The 15,075-nt window shown below is 73.4% G+C and carries 11 protein-coding genes, 1 tRNA gene and 1 pseudogene; 5 read left to right on the forward strand and 8 right to left on the reverse strand.

The genetic code is table 11. The annotated features are described in order from the left end of the window. Positions 1 to 95: 95 nt before the first annotated feature. A tRNA-Pro gene (locus H3H34_RS10240) sits at positions 96 to 172 on the reverse strand. Positions 173 to 306: 134 nt separating this feature from the next. Here H3H34_RS10240 and H3H34_RS10245 point away from each other — a divergent pair. Next, a pseudogene (locus H3H34_RS10245) lies at positions 307 to 1,269 on the forward strand (SUMF1/EgtB/PvdO family nonheme iron enzyme). Here H3H34_RS10245 and H3H34_RS10250 read toward each other — a convergent pair. Beyond that, positions 1,241 to 3,508, reverse strand: a complete 2,268-nt coding sequence (locus H3H34_RS10250) for a TonB-dependent hemoglobin/transferrin/lactoferrin family receptor (RefSeq protein WP_194745173.1) — start codon at positions 3,506 to 3,508, stop codon at positions 1,241 to 1,243. The pseudogene H3H34_RS10245 and the gene H3H34_RS10250 sit on opposite strands and share 29 nt — an antisense overlap. 89 nt (positions 3,509 to 3,597) lie before the next feature. Between H3H34_RS10250 and H3H34_RS10255 the strand changes: the two genes are divergently transcribed. Genes H3H34_RS10255 through H3H34_RS10270 form a run of 4 tightly spaced genes read left to right on the forward strand, consistent with a single transcriptional unit; the run spans position 3,598 to position 7,308 of the window. Then, on the forward strand, positions 3,598 to 4,656 hold the full coding sequence (locus H3H34_RS10255) for a hemin-degrading factor (RefSeq protein WP_194745174.1): 1,059 nt from the start codon (positions 3,598 to 3,600) through the stop codon (positions 4,654 to 4,656). Continuing rightward, complete coding sequence (locus H3H34_RS10260; RefSeq protein WP_194745175.1) at positions 4,653 to 5,474, forward strand: heme/hemin ABC transporter substrate-binding protein; 822 nt, start codon at positions 4,653 to 4,655, stop codon at positions 5,472 to 5,474. The genes H3H34_RS10255 and H3H34_RS10260 overlap by 4 nt, the downstream gene beginning before the upstream one ends. Positions 5,475 to 5,479: 5 nt before the next feature. Continuing rightward, the gene (locus H3H34_RS10265) at positions 5,480 to 6,550 is read left to right on the forward strand and encodes a FecCD family ABC transporter permease (protein ID WP_207790875.1); all 1,071 of its coding nucleotides are present in this window, start codon (positions 5,480 to 5,482) and stop codon (positions 6,548 to 6,550) included. Next, the gene (locus H3H34_RS10270) at positions 6,550 to 7,308 is read left to right on the forward strand and encodes an ATP-binding cassette domain-containing protein (protein ID WP_194745176.1); all 759 of its coding nucleotides are present in this window, start codon (positions 6,550 to 6,552) and stop codon (positions 7,306 to 7,308) included. Before H3H34_RS10265 ends, H3H34_RS10270 begins: the two co-directional genes overlap by 1 nt. A gap of 26 nt (positions 7,309 to 7,334) precedes the next feature. On the opposite strand, the gene H3H34_RS10275 is transcribed toward H3H34_RS10270, so the two are convergent. Genes H3H34_RS10275 through H3H34_RS10300 form a run of 6 tightly spaced genes read right to left on the reverse strand, consistent with a single transcriptional unit; the run spans position 7,335 to position 15,028 of the window. Further along, positions 7,335 to 8,645, reverse strand: coding sequence for a hypothetical protein (locus H3H34_RS10275; RefSeq protein WP_194745177.1), 1,311 nt, complete (start codon positions 8,643 to 8,645; stop codon positions 7,335 to 7,337). Positions 8,646 to 8,650: 5 nt separating this feature from the next. Beyond that, positions 8,651 to 9,592 (reverse strand): hypothetical protein, encoded by a 942-nt coding sequence (locus H3H34_RS10280; protein WP_194745178.1) that lies wholly within the window; start codon positions 9,590 to 9,592, stop codon positions 8,651 to 8,653. A 4-nt stretch (positions 9,593 to 9,596) separates the two neighbouring features. Beyond that, on the reverse strand, positions 9,597 to 10,790 hold the full coding sequence (locus H3H34_RS10285) for a hypothetical protein (RefSeq protein WP_194745179.1): 1,194 nt from the start codon (positions 10,788 to 10,790) through the stop codon (positions 9,597 to 9,599). Positions 10,791 to 10,793: 3 nt separating this feature from the next. After that, positions 10,794 to 12,077 carry a hypothetical protein gene (locus tag H3H34_RS10290; protein WP_194745180.1) on the reverse strand — a complete coding sequence of 428 codons (1,284 nt, stop codon included), beginning with the start codon at positions 12,075 to 12,077 and terminating at the stop codon, positions 10,794 to 10,796. 19 nt (positions 12,078 to 12,096) lie between these two features. After that, on the reverse strand, positions 12,097 to 13,128 hold the full coding sequence (locus H3H34_RS10295; protein ID WP_194745181.1) for a hypothetical protein: 1,032 nt from the start codon (positions 13,126 to 13,128) through the stop codon (positions 12,097 to 12,099). Between the two features lie 10 nt (positions 13,129 to 13,138). Further along, positions 13,139 to 15,028 carry a hypothetical protein gene (locus tag H3H34_RS10300; RefSeq protein ID WP_194745182.1) on the reverse strand — a complete coding sequence of 630 codons (1,890 nt, stop codon included), beginning with the start codon at positions 15,026 to 15,028 and terminating at the stop codon, positions 13,139 to 13,141. Positions 15,029 to 15,075: the final 47 nt, after the last annotated feature.

Below are 15,075 nucleotides of genomic sequence, written 5' to 3' on the forward strand. Positions count from 1 at the left end.
GCAGGCCCGACCCTGCGCATGGCAGCTGACGGGGATCTCGAGGCCGCGCGCCACAGCACACCGGGGCGAGGTGGCTCCGCAAAGGGCCTCGCTGATGGTCGGGGAGACAGGATTCGAACCTGCGACCCTCTGCTCCCAAAGCAGATGCGCTACCAGACTGCGCCACTCCCCGGCGCGCGCTGCTCGTTAGGCAAGATGTCCGCGCGGCGCAATGCGGAGGAGCCCATCGCCGGCGCGCTCTGCGCGGCTGCGGCCCCGCCCGCTTGCCCCGGCTCCCCGTGCTGAAGGGATGCGGTGGCACGTGACATGGTCTGGCTTCCCGGCGGGCGGTTCCGCATGGGCTCGGACGCGCACCATCGCGCAGAAGCGCCGGCGCACGAGGGAGCGGTCTCGGGCTTCTGGATCGACCGCACGCCCGTCATCAACCGCCAGTTCGGCGCCATTGTCGAGGAAACCGGCCACGTGACCCTCGCCGACCCGGGCCCGAACGCTGCCGACTGTCCCGGCGCGCGCCCCTGGCTCCTGACGCCGGCAAGCCTCGTGTTCATGGCAACGGGAGGCCCCGTGCCGCTCGATGACTGGCGCCAGTGGTGGGCCTTAACACCGGGCTCGGACGGGAGGCACGCGACGGGGCCGCACCGCAGCCTCGACGGGCTGTGGGACCACCGCGTCGCCCAGGTGGCGCTGGGAGATGCCGAGGCCTACTGCGCCTGGGCCGGGACGGCGCTGCCGAGCGAGGCGGAATGGGAATCTGCCGCCTGGGGCGGCACGCGCGGCCCCACGTTCGCCTGGTAAGATGACCTCGAGCCCGGCGGCCGGCACATGGCCAACCTGTGGCAGGGCCCCTTCCCTCACGGCAACACGGGGGAAGACGGGTTCCTGCGCACCTCGCCGGTCGGGCTCTTCCCGGCCAGCGGCTTCGGCCTCCACGACATGATCGGCAACGTCTGGGGAATGGACGGCCGACTGGTGGCGGCCAGACCATGCCGCGCCCGTGGAGGGGGCCTGCTGCCTGCCCCCGAACCCGCACGGCGGAAGCCAAGACGCAAGCGCGGACCCGGCCCAGCCCGCCGTCCCGATCCCGCGCGGGGGCCGAAGGGCGAGAGCCATCTTTCTGCGCCGAGCTACTGCCGGCCCGACCGCCCCGCCGCCTGCCAGCCCCAGCCGATCGACAGCACGACCGGCCACATTGGCTTCCGCTGCGTGTGGCGCGGGCCGGGGCCCGACCCGCCGGCAGACCTCAGAAGCTCGCCGCCACCGAGACCGTGACGCTGCGGGGGGGGCTCGTGAAGGCGTCGCGCACCGCTCGGTTTGCGGGCGTGTCGGCAAGCCCGCGGATGCTGCTCCACTCGACGTAGGCGGCATTGGTCAGGTTGAAGGCGCCGAGGCGCAGGGTGAGGCGGTCGGCGACGCGCCAGAAGGCGAGGAGGTCGAGCGTCGCCCGTTCGTCCGAGAGGAGGCACTGCGGGGTGCACAGGCCGCGCGCCTCCCGTGCCTCCTTGGCCGCGACCCAGGTGCCGACGAGCTCGGCGCCGAGCCTGCGGTCGGGCGCGCGCCAGCCAAGCCCGGTGACGAACTCGAGCGGGTCGATGGTGAGAAGCGGCGTCGCGGTGCCATCGGGCGCGATCACCCGCCCCTTTGCCCAGGCGAAGGCGCCGTTCCAGCGGAAACCGCGGCCGAGCTCGACGCTCGCCCGGCCCTCGAGCCCGTGGATGCGCACGCGCTCGAGGTTCACGAACTGGAAGACGATGGGGTCGCGCGGGCTCCCGGTGCCGCGCACGATCTCCTGGCTGATGAAGTCGCGGTAGCGCGCGGCGAAGGCCGTCACCTGGCCGGAGACGCGGTCGTCCCCAAAGCGCAAGCCCCCCTCGAGCGCCGCACTGCGCTCGGGACCGAGGTCGGGGTTGGGGACGGAGGTGTAGGAGAAGACGGGCGAGGTCAGGTTCTCGAAGAACTGGTTGACCTGCGAGGGCGCCGGCGCCCGGAATCCCGCAGCATAGCTGCCGACAAGGCTGAGCCCCCCGGCGAGCCGCAGCGTTGCCCCGAACTTCGGCGAGAGCGCGCTCCCTCGGGTGCCGGCGACCGTGCCGGGGGGCGTTGCCGCATCGGGCTCCGGCGTCAGCCGATAGTGGTCGAAACGCAGGCCCGGGAAGAGGATGAGCCGCTCCCCGAAGAGCCGGATCTCGTCGGAAAGATAGATGCCGGCGAGCCGGAAGTCGGTGGGCGGGAAGGCGCGGGTGGGGTAGGTCTCGGGCGGGGTGGGCACGGTGCCGTCGCGCAAGCCCTCCTGCCGCGTCGCAACATATTCGCCCCCGAACACGAGCCGGTGGGCAAGGCCTCCGGTCCCGAACGCCAGCCGCGCATGGCCGGCAACACCGCCGATCCTGGTGTCGAAGCTGTTCAGGCGCGTCCTGTCGGGAGCCGAGAGCCGGTCCTCGGCGGTGAACTGGCGGTCGCGGCCCTGCTGCCAGTAGCCCACCAGGAACGCCTCCTCGAGGAGGCCCGCGCTGGTCAGCGTCCAGTCGAGGCTCAAGCGGGTGCGGGCCACCCGGTCCGAGGCGTCGAGGTCGATGACGCTGGTCGGCGCCGAGGGAACGGGCGCGCGGCCGGAGAGCACCTCGGTCTCGATCCGGTTCAGGAAGCGCTCGCCGGTCACGCGGATCCGGTTGCGGGCATCGGCGTCGAACACGAGCTTGCCGAGCACCGCCTCCGAGCGGTTGTCCTGCGGGTTCGGCGCGGTGCGGGTCGCGTTCGGCGCCTCGTTCCGGCCCTGGTTCCGGAGCGCCTCGCCACGGCGGACGGTGGTGCCTGCGAGGAGCGAGACCCGGCCCGCCCGGACGGCGGCAAGGCCCGTTGCCACCCAGTCGCTGCTGCTGCTGTCGTAGCCGGCGCGCACCACGCCGCCGACGCGACCCGAAGCGCCCAGAAGGTCGGCCGGATCCGCCGTCTGGAAGCTGACCACCCCTGCCACGCCGTCGCTGCCGTAGAGGGAGGAGGCAGGCCCGCGCAGGATCTCGACCGACTTCAGGAGACCGAGCTCGACCGAGTCGCGCCCCGTCAGCTGGGCGCCAAAGGCGAAGGCATCCGGCACGCGGACCCCGTCCACCTGGATGAGCACGCGGTTGCCGCCGATGCCGCGGATGGTGAAGCCCGCGTTCCCGTCGCGTCCCGTGGAGCCGAGCGCTGCCCCGAACCGCGCCGGTGCGCGGCGCACCGAGACCCCCGGCTCGAAGCGGACGAGGTCGCGGATGTCCTCGACGAGCTGGTCGGCCATGGTCTCGGCGTCGAAGACGGTGACGGTGACCGGCGCCTCGAGGAGGGTGAGCGGCGCGCGCGTGGCCGTGACCGTGATGGTGGAGGGGGTGGGAACGAAGCCGTCGCCGGCAGCTGCGGCTTCGGCGGCGGCGTCGGGGGCGGCGAGCACCGGAGCCGGGCCGAGGAGGCCGGCAAGGGTGGCGAGGAGGGGGAGCGGGGCCGGGCGGCGCGCGGGACGGGCGGGACGGGGCATGGCGCTTCCTACAAGTGAGAACGATTCGCACTTGCTTTCCATGCGCAAGCTGATAATGCAAGTCGGACGCGTTCGCAGAAGGAGCCGCCATGGCCGATGCCGCCCTCAAGGCCCGCAACCCCGAGCCCGGGCCCGCACCCCCCGCCGCACCGCCCCTCTCGCCGCCCCGCCGCCCCGTCGACCAGGCCGCCGCCCTCGGCATCTCCGAGGCGGAGTGGCTCGTCACCCACGCGCCCGGCCGCGTCCGCCGCCTGAAGGTGCGCGCACGCGACCTCCTCCCCCGCCTGCCCGCCCTCGGCCCGGTCATGGCCCTCACCCGCAACCCCTTCTGCGTCCACGAAAAGGAGGGCGCCTACGGCAACATCGAGGTGGCCGGGGCGATGGGCCTCGTCCTCAACCACGCCATCGACCTTCGGCTCTTCCTCGCCCACTGGGTCCACCTCTTCGCGGTCGAGACCCCGCTCGAGGGCGGCGGCATGCGCCAGAGCCTGCAGGTCTTCGATTCGAGCGGCACGGCGGTCCACAAGATCTTCGCCCGCGAGGCGACCGACCGCACCGCCTGGGCGGCGCTCGTTGCCGACCTCGGCGAGGAGAGCCCGCCGGGCCCCATCGCCGTCAGCCCGAGGCCCAAGCCCACCCCCGACCGGCCCGACGAGGCCATCGCGATCGAGACGGTGCGCCAGCGCTGGGCCGCCCTTCGCGACGTGCATGATTTCTTCGCCCTGCTCCGCGAGGAGGAGGTCGGCCGCCTCCAGGCCATGCGCCTCGCCGGCCCGCCCTACAGCCGGCCGGTGCCGGTCTCGGCCATCGAGCCCCTGCTCGAGGCCGCCGCGGCCGAAGGCGTCCCCCTCATGTGCTTCGTCGGCAACCGCGGCTGCATCCAGATCCACAGCGGCCCCGTGCACCGCGTCGTGCCGGCCGGCCCCTGGCTCAACATCCTCGACCCGGGCTTCAACCTGCACCTGAGGATCGCCGACGTCGCCCACGCGTTTGCTGTATGGAAGCCGCAGGCAGACAGCCCGGTCCACTCGGTCGAGCTCTTCGCCGCCGACGGCACGCTGGTGTGCCAGCTTTTCGGCGAGCGCAAGCCGGGCCGGCCGGAGCTTCCGGCCTGGAAGCGCCTGGTCGACTCGCTGCCCGACGCATGAGCGCCGCCCGCCTTCTCGTCCTCGGCCTGCTGCTCCTCGCGCCCGCCCTCGCGCGCGCCGCCGACCGCATCGTGACGCTGGGCAGCGACGTCACCGAGATCGTCTTCGCCCTTGGCCGCGGGCAGGCCGTGGTTGCCGCCGACGAGACCTCCACCTTCCCTGCCGCTGCCGCCGCGCTGCCGAAGCTCGGCTACTACCGCGCGCTCGCCCCCGAGCCGCTGCTCGCCGCCCGGCCCACGCTGGTGCTGGCCGGCGATGGCGCCGGGCCGGAGGCGGTGCTGCGCCAGGTCGCCCGCGCCGGCGTGCGCGTGGTGACCGTGCCCGGAGGCCACGATGCCGCGGCCGTCGCGGCCAAGATCCGCGCAGTCGGCGCTGCGGTCGGTGCGCCCGCTGGCGCCGAGGCGCTCGCGCGCGAGACCGCAGCGGCGCTCGCCAGCGCCCCGCGCACGGGCCCCCGTCCCCGGATGCTCCTCATCCTCGCCAGCGCCCCGGGGCGGATCCTCGCCGCCGGCACCGGCACTGCGGGCGACGGCTTCATCCGCCTGGCCGGAGGCACCAACGTCTTCACGGCCGAAGGCTACCGGCCGCTCTCGGCCGAGGCCGCGCTCGCCGCCGCCCCCGAGGTCATCCTTGTCCCCTCGCACGTGGTCGAGATGCTGGGCGGCCTCGCCGCCGTCGCCCGCGAGCCGGCGCTTGCCCGCTTGCCTGCCGCCCGCGCCGGGCGGATCCTCGTCATCGACAGCCAGGCCGCACTCAACTTCGGGCCCCGGCTGCCGCAGGCGCTCGCGGCGGTGCGCGCCCGGCTGGGGAAGGGCTGACTACGGTGGCAACCGCCGCGCCCGCGCGCCCCGGGCTCGCGCTCCCCCGCCTTCCCGGCCGCGGGACCTTGGCCGCGCTGGCGCTCGGCCTCCTCGTCTGCCTCTCGGTGCTCCTCAACCTCATGCTGGGCGCCGTGCCTGTTCCCGCACACGAGGTGCTCGGTGCCCTTCTCCCAGGCCGCGAGGCCGACCCGGCCGCTGCCATGGTCGTGCGCGAGATCCGCCTGCCGCGCCTTCTTGCCGCGCTCGTGGTCGGGGCAGCGCTTGCGGTTGCCGGGGCCGCGCTCCAGGGCCTGTTCCGGAACCCGCTGGCCGACCCCGGCCTCCTCGGGGTCTCGACGGGCGCGGCGCTCGGCTCCGCGCTCTGGCTGGTGATCGGCGCCGGCGCGGCTCCAGGCCTCCTTGCCCTCGTCGGCCCCTTCGCGCTTCCGCTGGCCGGCTTCGCCGGCGCGCTTGCGGCGATCGCCGTGGTGCTCGCGCTCGGGCGCCGCGCCGGCCCGCAGGCCACGCTCCTCATGCTCCTCGTGGGCATCGGCGTGAACGCCCTCGGCGGCGCGGTCATCGGCCTTCTCTCCTTCCTCAGCACCGATACCGAGCTCCGTGCGCTTTCGCTCTGGCTCCTCGGCACCCTCGCCCAGGTGGAATGGCCGGTGCTCGCAGCGGCAGCCTTCGTCGCGCTCGGTGCGCTCGCCGGCCTGCTTTCCACCGCGCGCGCGCTCGATCTCCTCGCGCTGGGCGAGGACGGTGCCCGCCACCTCGGGGTGGACGTGCCCCGGCTCCGCCAGCGGCTTGCCCTGCTCTCGGCGCTTGCGGTCGGCGCTTCAGTGTCGCTGGCCGGCATCATCGGCTTCGTCGGCCTCGTCGTCCCGCACATGCTGCGCCTCGCCCTGGGGCCTGGCCACGCCCGGCTCCTCCCGCTGGCCGCCCTCGGCGGCGCGCTCGCCCTCTCGCTCGCCGACCTCGGCGCCCGGCTCATCGCCCTGCCGGCCGAAGTGCCGGTCGGTGTCGTCATGGCCTTCGTCGGGGCGCCGGCCTTCCTCTGGGTCCTGCTCTCGGCCTGGCGGCGGATGGGCTGATGCTCGAGGCTGTCGACCTCGGTCTCGCCCGCGCAGGGCGCAGGGTGCTTGGCCGCCTCACCCACCGCTTCCGCCCGGGCGAGGTCACGGTGCTCGCCGGCCCCAACGGCGCGGGCAAGTCCACCCTGCTTGCCGCGCTCGCCGGAGATCTTGTGCCAAGCTCGGGCCGCATCCTGCTCGACGGCGCCCCGCCCCACGCGCTGCCGCTCGAGGAGCGGGCCCGCCGCCGCGCCGCGCTTCCGCAGCAGCCGTCCGTCGCCTTCGCCTTCGCCGTCCGCGAGGTCGTCGCCATGGGCCTGCACCCGCACGGGCTTGCACCCGACTGTCCCCCCGGCATGGCGCTTGTCGAACACGCGCTGGCCGCGCTCGACCTTGCCGCCATGGCGGCCCGACCGGCCACGCAGGTCTCCGGCGGCGAAGGCCAGCGCATCCACCTCGCGCGCGTGCTGGTGCAGGCGGAAGCGGCGCTTGCCGCCGGCCTCCTGCCCCTCCTCCTCCTCGACGAACCGGCAACCGGGCTCGACTGGCGCCACCAGTTCGCGCTCGTCCGGCTCCTCCAGGGGCTCGCTGCCCGGGGCGCGACGGTGGTGCTCAGCCTTCATGATCTGCCGCTTGCGCGCGCCTTGGGCGGCGAGGTGCTCCTCCTCGCCGAGGGTGGCCTGCGCGCCTGCGGCACCGCCGGGGAAGTGCTCGCGCCGCCCCTCCTTGCGCGCTGGTTCGGGCTCGGGGAGCGCGAGGCCCGGCTGCTCGCCGCCTGACTGCCAGCGCGGAGCCTCGAGCGCCGTCAGCCCTGCGACGGCCGCTCGGCCGGAGCCGCGCCTCCCCCGGGCGGGGGTGGGCGTTCGGCCGGCCGAGGGGGCGGCGGCGCGGGTTGTGGCAGCGGGGCGCGCGGTGCGGCAAGCTGCTCGCGAAGCTCCCGGCGCCGCCCGTCCTCGGCCAGCCGCTGGCCGGCAAGCCGGTCGCGGTCGGCCGCCGCGCGGTCGCCGAACTCGGCCTGGGGGTTGAGGCTGTTCACCCGGATCCGCTCGATGTCCTCCACCCCCGCCAGCCGCGTCAGCGGCACATAATCGGAGCGGAACAGGAGCTCGACGGAGGAGCCGAGGTTGGCGCTGGCGTTCATCTCCTCGGTGGTCGAGACCGCGTTGGTCGTGACGTAGCCGATCGTGTTCCTGACGCTGGCGCTCGCGCCCCACGGGCCGAAGCTGGCGCCGCCCCCGACGCTCGTCTCGTTGCGGACATCGAAGCTCGAGGCGCGGTCCTCGGCCGCGGCGCTCCGCGCGTCGATGTGGAAGTTCATCGAGGCCGAAAGCCGCCCGCTCTCGACGACGATCCGCTGCAGGCCCATCATCACCATGGTGGCGAGGAGCTGCTGCCGGTTGCGCGCGATCGCCTGGCGCGCGAAGCCGACCAGCTCTTCCGGGTTGCGGCCGGGGACGGGCTCGTCGGGGCGGAGCGAAAGACCCGCGCGCAGCATCCCCTCGCTCGGGAAGTCGGCGCCAGGCTTCAGCACGATGCGCGTCGCGCGGTCGCGTTCGGCCAGGGCCTCGCGCCGCTCCTCCGCGTCCATGGCGCGCAGCTCCTCCTCATCGGGCGGATCGTCGCCTCTCAGCTCGAAGTTCGCCGGAAACCTGTCGACGAGCCACTGTCGGGCCGCGACCAGCGGAATTTGCCCGTCGGCGAAGTCGCCCGTCGCCTGCGCGACGCCGCGGATGAGCTCGACGAAGCTGTGCAGCTGCTGCTGGTTCGAGTCGTGGATCGCCTTGAACACGCCAGTGATGAGCTCGCTCACGAACCGCGGGAAGCTGATGGCGCCCAGCATCTGGCGCGTGGTGTCTGCCACCCGGTCGACGGCCGCGCCCGAGAACGCGCCGCCGGCGTTCTGGGCCAGCGCGAGCGGGGCGGGCCCCTCGCAGTCACGGTCGCCGGCCGCGTCGGCCAGCGCGCGCGCCGTGTGGGCGATCCGCGCGAGGTGGTGCGCAATCTCTCGGCGCGTCGCTGCGGGCAGCGCCTGGAAGGCCTCGGACGCCGAGAGCAGGCCCTTCAGCGTCTGCCGGACGGCCGGCGACGGCTGGGGCGCGGGGGCCGCCCCCGGCACGGGCGTCAGGCCCCCGGGGCCAGCGCCCCGGCCGGCTGCGCTGCGACCTCGAGGAGCCCGGCGCCCGGAGCCGGAGACGCGCCATCGGCGATACGGAGCGAAGCTTCGAGCCAGGCGGCCGCCGCCGCGATCACCGGATTGTCGAGGCCGAGGAGCGGCCGGTCGAGCCGGTCGAGGTGGAGTGCCGCGTCGGCAAGCCAGGCGAGCACCGTCATGCCGGCCCGCCCGCGCGCAAGGTGAAGGGCCGCGGGCCGCGCGGGGAGGCGCGCCAGCCGGCGGACGGCCGAGACGGCACCCCAGGTGTCGCGCGCGCCGAGCGCCTGCTGCGCGGCAGGCTTGCGGAAGATGGCGAGCGCCGCCCGGGTGGTGGCGAGAAGATCCTCGGCCGCGACCAGGGTGAGCGCGCTGGCCGACGCCAGCAGACCATCGGCCAGAGTGCGAGCGGCCCGGCGGACCCGCGCCTGCTGGGCGACGCCTCCCGTGGGGTTCCCGCCCGCAAGCTCGTCGAGCTTGTAGAGCGATTCCGCAAGCTCGACCATCGCGTCGAAGAAGTGCCGGTTGACGGGGCGGCCACCGGGCAGCGGGTCATCGTCTTCCGCGCCGAACAGGCCGGCGAAGAGTGCCCGGCGTTCGGCAGCGGAAAGACGGTCGCGCCGCCCGCGCCAGAAGGCCGCGATGTCGGCCGCCGCGTCGCCGAAGTCGCGCCCCGTCGAGCCCAGGCCCGCGAGCCGCTCGGCAGCCTCGATGAGGCCAGCGCGGTCGATTTCACGGAGAAGGTAGAGCCCCGCGATCGCCCGGAGCTGGGCGGCCTCTCCCTCGGGGCGCGCAGGCTCGGGCAGGTCAAGGTCCGCGAGGCTGACGGTGAGCGCGGCGGCGCGGGCGACGAGTGCGCGCGCGCGCACGAGCGCGAGGTCGAGCAGGGCAGCATCGGGCGCGGCGTCTGCCATGGCGTCAACCGCCGGCGGGCGCCGCTGCGGGGCGGTTCGGATCGAAGGGCAGCGAGTTGCCCTGGATGACCGACATCATCCCCGGGGTCGCCATCTTCTCGAGCGGCAGATAGTCGGACTTGAAGTTGACCCTGACCTCGCCCGAGAGCTTCGCCTTGACTTCGGCCTTCGATTCGCTCGTCTCGTCGACCGCCGAGCCAACGGTTGCCATGTGGCGCTGCTCGTTGATGTTGTCGGTGGCCGCGCCCCAGCCCCAGCCCCCGGCCCCGGCGACCGTCCGGTTGCGGTTGGCGGAGCTGCGCTGGTCGAGCATCGAGGCGCGGCCCTCCACCCTGGCCGCATCCTGCGCCCGCATGTCGAAGACGACCTTGGCGTTGATCGAGCCGTCGGTCACGACGATCCGGTTGATCCCCATCATCACCATCGAGGCGAGGAGCTGCTGGCGCTGGCGGGCCAGCTGGAGCCGCGCGGCGGTCACCAGCCGCAGCTCCTGCGCCGGGTCGGAGAGGTCGGTCACGGGGGGCGTGACCCCGAGCTCGGCCGAGGCGGCGGCGAGCGCCTGCTCCGGGTCCTCGCCGACCGCCACCACCCGGGGCGACGGCGGCGGTTCGGCCCCCTCGGCCAGGCCCCCGGCGCCCGAGAGGTCAAGCGCTAGCGAGTCGGGAAAGCGGTTGACGAGCCAGTCGCGTCCCTGGCCCTCGCCGATGTTGTCGCGCATGAAGGCGTCGGTGGACTTGGCGACGTTGGCGACGAGATCGCCGAAGGCCCGCATCTGCTCCATCGAGCTCTCGACGATCGCCTCGAAGACGTTCTTGATGAGCCCGCCCACGAACTTCGGGAAGTCGACCTTCTGGACGAGTGCCCCGAACTGCTCGGTGCCTTCGCGCGCGGCGCCCGCGCGGAAGTCCTTGCCCGCCGGGCCGGGAAGCTCGCGGGTGAGATCGCGGAAGTTCCGGATGGTGTCCCGCTGCGACAGGCCCGCGGCCGGCGGCGGGGCAGCTGCTGCGTTATCGGCAGCGATCCCGCCCGGATCGGCAATGTAGCCGAGCACCTTGACAAGGTCGCGCGCGAGCCGCTGGCGGTCCTCGGCCGGCATCTTCCCGAAGGCCGGGATGGCCTCGAGCATGGCGCGCACCTGCGGGCGCACCGCGGCGAGCGCCTCGGCGCTCAGCGGCTGGGCCGGGGTCGGGGCCGTCATGGCTCAGGCACCGGGCGCGGGCGACGGCGCCGGCTGGCCTGGCGCGGCCGGTGCGGCCCGCGGCGAGGGAAGCACGTTGGGATCGACGGGCGCGGAGTTGCCCTGGATGGCGGCGATCATGCCCGGCGTCGCCATCTTCTCGAGTGGCAGGAAGTCCGACTTGAAGTTGACCTCGACCGTGCCGGCGAGCTGGGCGCGGGTGGAAAGCTGCGCATCGCTCGCCTCGGCCGCGGCGCTCATCGCCGTCATCACCGGCCGGGACTCATACTTGTAGCTGCCCCTGGCATAGGCTTCGTGCGCATAGTTGTCGCCGGTCGTCCGATGGAACCAGCCCGAGGAGCTGGCGCCGCTCGTCTTGCTGCCCGAATCGTAGTTGCCTTGGCCGGCGTGGGTGGTCTGCAGGTTTCCTTGCGCATCCCGTGCATAGTCGAAGGCGGTCGCGCTTCGTGTCAGCTTGCGGCTGTCCTGCGCCTTCACGTCGATCAGCATCTTGGCCGAGATCCGCCCGTCGGTCACGACGATGCGGTTGATGCCCATGAGGACGAGGCTTGCCATCAGCTGCTGGCGCTGGCGGGCGAGCTGCATGCGCGCGCCCGTCACGATCGCAAGCTCGACGTTCTCGTCGGACAGGTCGAGCGTCCTGAGCTCGCCGCCCTCGAAGCTGACCGCGTTGTTGACCCTCTTCAGGGCCGCGCTCTCGTCCACGCCGTCCCGAAGCCGAAGGCGGGGACCTCCGCTGTCTGAGAATTCGTCGGTGCCGATTTCGAAGATGTCGGGGAACAGGTCCACCATGTGGTCCCGTCCCTGGTTGGGCGAGATGTTGTCCTGCATGAACTGGTCGAGCGACTTGGCGACTTCGGCGATCATCTTCGAATAGGCTTCCATCTGCTCGATGGAGCTTTTCACGATGGCTGCGAACACGCCCTGGATGAGCCCGCCGACGAAGTTGGGAAAGTCGATCGCCGAGCGCATGAGGCTCATGGCCTCCGCACCTTCGCGCGCGGCGGCCGCGCGCCACGGCTGGCTTCCGATCTCCTGCACCGCCTGGCGCGCCGTCTGGTAATCGGCCTCGTCGCGGGTCTGCGCGGCGGCCAGCCGGTTGCCCTCGAAGCCCTCGGGCGCGGCGAGATAATCGGCCACGCGGGCGGTGTTCTGCGCAATCTCCCGCCGCTTCTCGGGCGGCATGGCGGCGAAGGCCTCGCTTCGCGCGAGAAGCTCCTGGACGGCGCGGCGGACCTCGGCCCGGGGCGCCGGGCGAAGCGGCGTGGCAGCGGCGGCAGGCGGCATGGCGGTCTCCCCCCTCGGGTCAGGCGGCGGCGAACGGGCGGGGTGCGATCTCGAACTCGGCCGGGCGCAGGTAGAGGCTGACACGCGGCGGCGAAGCGGCCGCGCAGCGCACCGAGAGGATCGAGAAGCGGCCCGGCCACGCCTCGTCCTCGGGCGTGAAGGCGCCCATCCAGCGCGACAGCGCGTGGAGCTCGCGCGGGCGCTCCGAAAGGCCGAGCGTCAGCAGCTCGAGGAACTGGGGCGGCAGATCCGGGATCGCATCGAGCGCGACGTAGAGCTCAAGCTCCACGCCGCCGGCACCCACCCCGAACGCGACGAGGGCCGAGCCTGCCGGCAGGTCGAAGCGGCCGCCCAGCACCAGGCCCAGGATCTGCATCAGGCCGGGGAGGCGGTGGGCGAGGCCGAGCTGCTCCATGAGCGGCTCGAGATCGGCGAGGCGCATCGCTCCGGGGTGCTGGAAGGTGATGCGCTGGTCGCCCTCGCCGCGTGCGGCGGCGATCGTCGTGAAGAGCGGCCGGAGCCCGGGCAGATGGGCCAGGGCCGCGGTGGCGACGGGGAGAAGCCGCGGCGTCAGGTTGGCGATGCCGGTGCCGTCGAGCTCGTAGTAGACGCGCGCGCCGGCAAGCCCGTCGCGGTCGGTGGCGGCCCCGAAGAAGGCCCCGTAGCCGAGCCGGCCGCCGCTGCCGAAGCCGCGGAAGGGCTCGGAGCGCTCGTCGAACCAGCGCAGCATCTCGCGGCCCATGAAGGACGAGACGAGACGGCGCATCTCGCGCGTCGCCTCGTCCCGCCGGTCGTGCGGGCCGGCCTCGGGCGGAAGCGGCTCGAGCGTGAAGCGGAGCGCGCCGGGCTGGAGTTCGGAGAAGCTGGGCTCGAAGGGCGCGGCTCCCGGCGAGAGCGCGTTCTCGGCATAGGCCGGATGCCCGGCCGGATAGGGGAAGGTCCGCTGGATGAGCCCCTGGAGCGGGCCGGTCGGATCCCGCGCGCCCATCATCCGGGCAGCCCTTTCCAGCCTGTGCGTGATGCGGCGCGAGAGCGGTTCGGCAAGCGGCATGGCGCCCTCCTCAGTTGATCCGGCGGGCGCCATTGGCACCAGCCGACATGGGGAGACCGATGTCCGGCAGGTCGCCCAGGAACTCGCGCGCAAAGGCGGGCACCCGGACGGGCTTCGACGTCATGACGGGGGTCTCGCGCGGCTGGGCCAGCTGCTCGACCCGGCTGTCGTCGACGGCGGTGTCGGCGAGCCAGAGCTCGCAGGCGTTGACGAGGTCGTAGTCGGAAGGCTCGACCGTCGCGCGCCTGCCCGCCATGCGCGGCGCGGGGCTCCTGACTTCGGTCATGTCGATGAGCGGTCCCCAGGGGCGCATGATCTTCTCGACATTGTTGGCAAGCCAAGCGGTGATGATCATGCCGGCCGTCGCCAGCGTGCGCAGGCGCGAGCCCGTCCGCGCGCCGCCGAGCTCGAGCGTCGCCACCGTGTCGATCACCTGGTACATGTCGCGCGCGCCGTAGACGGCGCGGATCTCGGGGTCCGAGAGCAGCTCGATGACGGCCTTCACCTCCTCCTGGAGGTCGAGCGCGGCGTAGTAGGTCATGCCGTAGCCGTGGAGCGAGAGGTTGATCGCAAGGTCCCGCGCGGCCTTGCGGACCTGCTGCTGGCCGAGCGCGGAGGGCAGGTTTGCCCGGAGCAGGCGGTCGACATCCTGCTGGCGGACGAAGCTCGAGACCGCCGAGACGAAGCGCAGCCACAGATCGCTGAACTCGCGATTGGCATTGGCTGCGGGGTCGCCGCCCGGCTGGCCCATGGTCATGGCGTAGAGGGTGCGCCGCTCGGCTTCGGTCATCCGCGAGGGCGCCTGCTTCCAGCGCCGGTAGAGCATCCGCCCGGCGTTGCCCGGGCCGATCGGCAGCGTGCCGGCCTGCGCGGCCTCGAGGATATGGTCGGCCACCTGGAAGGCGCGCAGGTCCTCGAGCATGGCCCCGCAGATGACCGCGCCCATCAGCCTGACATTGTCCGAGACGATGGCGTTGTCGGCATAGTCCTCGAGGTCGGGGAGGTCGATGCCGCCCTCGACCACGCGGTCGAGGTCGTCGCCGCCCCGTTTCTGGACGCGATCGAGCGCGATGTCGACGCGGCGCGCGAGCTGGGGCTCGTCGGCCGTCACCCCGGCCTTCGCGAGCTGGCGCATGACGCGCGCGAATTCGGCCACCTCGACGCGGCCGCCGCCCACCTGCGCAAGAATGGGGAGCACCTTCCCGGCGAGATCGTCGAGCCCGCGGGCCTCGCCGACGGCGCGGAAGAAGGCGGCGGTGAAGCCCTTCCAGCCTGCATGGGCCTTGTCGGGCTCGATCGCGAAGCGGTCGCGGTCCTCCTGAGGGCCATCCTTCGCCTCGAGGTTCCCGTCGGCGTTTGCGATCGGAACGTCGCTCTCGTCGATGCGCAGCGGCGGCGGCTGGGCCTCATCCACGATCAGGATCCCGAGGACGTGGGCGACGAGCACGCACTCTGGCGCAGAGGGCGCCCGGTCCCGATCCCGGCGGCTCTTGCGCAGCACCACGCCGGCGCGGGCACCTTCCAGATCGCCTTCCGGGTTGCCGAGCCGACCGATCAGGAGCCGGGAGTCGTTGAAGCCCTCGCGGGCGGCAACGAACAGCGGGTCGCTCCATTCGCCCGGCACGGCCGGCGGCTCGCCGGGGAGCAGACTGCCGTTGCTGTCCCGCTGGCCCGGCACGACGCCCAGGATCTTGAGGATGCGCGCGATCCGGTCGCGCTCCTCCCGTTCGGCTGCGGTGTAGTAGATGGGGTCAACCCGCGCCTGGTCGCCAGGCGCGCCGCCGAGGCGGGCGCGGGCCGACCGGTCGAGCTGGTTCAGCCGGTTCTCGAGCGCGAGGCGGTGGTCGCGCTCGCGCCGGGCGAGATCGATGTAGCGGATGTCCTTCACTGCGATCGTCATCGGTCGTCTCCTCAAGCCTCGCGGCGCGCCTGCGCCCGTCATCCGTC

It is taken from the genome of Thermaurantiacus tibetensis, assembly GCF_015354055.1.
GTDB classification, from domain to species: domain Bacteria; phylum Pseudomonadota; class Alphaproteobacteria; order Sphingomonadales; family Sphingomonadaceae; genus Thermaurantiacus; species Thermaurantiacus tibetensis.